This is a genomic window from Candidatus Hydrogenedentota bacterium (assembly GCA_019695095.1).
Taxonomy (GTDB): domain Bacteria; phylum Hydrogenedentota; class Hydrogenedentia; order Hydrogenedentales; family SLHB01; genus JAIBAQ01.
This window is the reverse complement of sequence record JAIBAQ010000378.1, coordinates 1-2,865: the sequence shown is the minus strand read 5'-3', so window position 1 is coordinate 2,865 and position 2,865 is coordinate 1. Positions and strand designations below refer to the sequence as shown.

At 58.3% G+C, this 2,865-nt stretch carries 2 protein-coding genes; one reads left to right on the top strand and one right to left on the bottom strand.

All coding sequences use genetic code 11. From position 1 onward, the window contains the following. Positions 1 to 179: 179 nt before the first annotated feature. Positions 180 to 1,796 carry a glycoside hydrolase family 28 protein gene (locus K1Y02_26610; GenBank protein ID MBX7259955.1) on the bottom strand — a complete coding sequence of 539 codons (1,617 nt, stop codon included), beginning with the start codon at positions 1,794 to 1,796 and terminating at the stop codon, positions 180 to 182. A gap of 449 nt (positions 1,797 to 2,245) precedes the next feature. Between K1Y02_26610 and K1Y02_26605 the strand changes: the two genes are divergently transcribed. Further along, a partial coding sequence (locus K1Y02_26605; protein MBX7259954.1) for a hypothetical protein occupies positions 2,246 to 2,865 on the top strand: 620 nt, incomplete at its 3' end.

Genomic DNA, 2,865 nt, shown 5'->3' with positions numbered 1-2,865 from the left:
TGAAGATCACACCGCCCACGGCGCTCATTGCGGAAGGCCCCCGGCCCGGCTTGACGCTATACACGATGTACCTTCCTCCTTCTTGTTACCGCTTTGGATGCCGTTTCAGTGGTGACGGTTTATTGTCTGATCATAGAAGCAGAATCAGCAAACAAAACGACTCGGGATTCTGCTGGTGGCTATCGATCCCGCATGTTCCCTTTTGACTTCACGGCTCTTCGAGGCGTTCCTGGGTCGGCAACCACTGCTTTCGCGACGTGGCTCAGGTCATTTCCAATCAAAGAAATGGAGCTGCAGGCGCTCTGTGCATTCAGAAGAACCGGCACGTGCTGCGATGGGCTGCATCCAGTGACCAGGGCGTGCCGTACATTGCGAAACTGCATCAATCCAGGCGAGCTTTCTGCGCACGTACCGTCGAATTGCTCGATGTGCAACCGTGTCACGTCATCGCACACCAGCGCAGGCCGGCGATCCTCGCTCGCGACGGATACGCCCGCATTGCGCAACGTCAACCCGTCCACGTGACGGCAGTAGAATCCATAGGCTGGCAATGTCCCGAACATGAATGCCTCGGGATACTTGTCCGGCAATTCATCCACCGCGCGCCCGGCATCCTCCAACGTACCCCCACCCGCGTATTCAATCCGAATGTTGTCCAACGTCACGTTTTCGATGGGATGCTCCGGCAATCCCGTGATGGAGCACCCCAGTTTCGACGCACCCTTCGCGACGATGTTGCTCAGTACAACATTGCGGAACCGGCCGACGCCAGGCTTTGGCATGTCCGGCTTGAATGGCCGCGCGCGGTCGCCCAGCCGCAAGAAGAGCGGCACGAGTACACCGTCGATGGTCACGTTGCTGACGACGACCTGATCTAGAGTGCCGCCATCGACGATTTCCAGCGAAATCCCCGAAATGCCCTCACGGCGACCCGCGATCGGCTGGTCGTCGGCCGATTGTCGAATGGCACAATTCGAGATCGCGATATTCTTGAACCCGCCGTTGGATTCCGTACCCATTTTTAACGCGTTGCAGTGACTCGCGAGAATGCAATTCGCGATGACCACGTTCTCGCAGGCCCGGTCCGACGTGCTCTTCAGCGTAAGACCATCGTCGTCCGTGTCGCTGATGCAATCGGAGATGCGCACGTCGCGGCACCCGTCGATGTCGATCATGTCGTTGTTCTTGTTGCAGTGATTCCACACCTGAATACCGCGCACGTACACGCCGTCGCAGGCCAGGTAATGCTGCATCCACATCGGCGCGTCTCGAAGCGACAAATCCTCCACGCGCACGTTGGAGCACTGTACGAACCGGATAATGAACGGGCGCTCCAGATAAGGCTTGCCCTCGAACGTCGCGCCCTGCCCGCTTATCGTCCCATGACCCGTCAACACAATGTCATGCAGACCGTATCCCCAAAGCAGCGCGCGCTGCGTGTATTTGTCCGTGTACGAGCGGTACGGGCAGTCGAGAACCGGGAAATCCGCGAGATCCGTGCTGCCCAACAACGTCGCCCCAAAATCGAGATGCAACGTAACCCCGCTCTTCAGCAAGATCGTCCCGCTCAGATACGTCCCCGCCGGAAACTCGACAACGCCGCCATTCTCCGCCGCATCCACCGCCTTCTGAATCGCTGCGGTGTCCATGTGTATGCCATCACCCACCGCGCCAAAGTCACGGACCGAGTAGTGACGCGGGGATTCGGAGTCCGCGACGCTAACCATGCAGACGACACCAAATACAAATAGATTCCTTGCCATGATTCTTGCGAACTTGTTGAAGTAGGTGTTCATGATAGCTTTCCCCAAGCGAAGTGAATGAGATGGAGATTCACCGCGCTCCTCATCTTCTACGGCTAGGTTTTCAATGCCTTTTACCACAGATAAGAGATCACAGAGTACACAGGGAAGATCATACATATCGAGTCCGCATCGTGTGACCTTTTCACTGGCTTCCAACTGCTTTGGCGTAGCCTCATGATCCACGGAGACAGATCAATTCGCAGGCATGTCTGTCGGCAGGCATATTTTGTGGTTCAGTCTCCTCACTCCATAATGGCCGAGCGCGGCGCCGCATTAATCGAAGTCGAGGAATTCGTGTCCCTGAATTCCGGACCGCAGCGACCGCAGATGGTTCTGTCCCGGGAGTGCTCGCCGCGTGACCCCTCCGTGCAAACCGTGTATCATCCGAGGTCGATGGAATCGGTGTTACCGCTCTCGTTGGAGAGTGTTGGGGGAGAACGATGATTCGTATCAAGCTAGTCTCGAAGTTCACAGCGGCGTTGGCGTTCACGTGTCTTGCTGCAGTCAGTGTGCGTGCGGCGGATGCACCGTCCAACGTGCCCATGCCCACGCCTGCGGTGTTGACTGCCGACGCAAGGCCGGTGGCGGAGAAGTTCGCGTCGCCGGGGCATGACGGGCGAATTCTGAAGATTATCCACAACTTTCCGGATGAACCAGCGGCGCAGGATGCGATGCTGGACAAGCTCAGTGCGCAGGGTTTCGGCGGCGTTGTCGCGAATGTGTCGTTTAACGAATACCTGTTGAGCGAACCCCGGTGGCAGGCGTTCATCCGCGCGGTCGGCGAGGCGCGGAAGCGCGGCATGATGCTGTGGTTGTATGACGAATGCGGGTATCCCTCGGGCTCGGCGGGCGGTGTCACGCTGAAAGACCATCCCGAGTTGGAGGCGCGCGGCGTGTATGTGGCAGAAGCCACGAGTACCGGCGGCGCAGTGGCGCTCGACGTGCCGCCCGGCGACCTGATGCGCGCGTCCGCATTTCCGGTGAAAGACGGCGTGGCGCAACTCGATCAAGCAGTCGATCTTGCATCGTCCATTAAAGAGGGCAAGCTCGCATGGGAAGC